Genomic DNA, 386 nt, shown 5'->3' with positions numbered 1-386 from the left:
GCTACATGCCCTGGGCGTGGATCAAGTGATTCGGGAAAGCTTTGAATCTGCCCTGCTCAGTGCCCGCCTGACGTTGATGCAGCTGGGCGTTCCCGAATCCACCGCCATTGATCTGGTACGCAGCTTCCGGGATCTGGATGAGCGCCTGCTGCTGGAACAGATTGAGCATCGTGCCGATGTGGACATGCTGGTGGAAACCAATGCCAAAGGCCGGGCGGAATTGCAGTCGTTGCTGTCGGAGGGAAAGCCGTAGCGGTGTCATACAGCAATCAGTATTGAGAATAGTTTGCACCTGCATTACTATCCCGGCCCAAGTTTCCGGTCTGCCGCGCTGACGAAAGGGACGTTATTGGCGGCAAGGCTCCGAAGGCCGGGGGATCGCAGAA

The 386-nt window shown here is 57.5% G+C and carries 1 pseudogene; it reads left to right on the top strand.

From position 1 onward, the window contains the following. Positions 1 to 253 (top strand): annotated as a pseudogene (locus A3730_RS11895) (potassium:proton antiporter); the annotation flags it as partial. Between the last annotated feature and the right edge of the window lie 133 nt (positions 254 to 386).

The sequence above is a fragment of the Alcanivorax sp. HI0044 genome (genome assembly GCF_001634945.1).
Note: the sequence above shows the minus strand (reverse complement) of the source record. Positions and strands in the feature narration are given on the sequence as shown.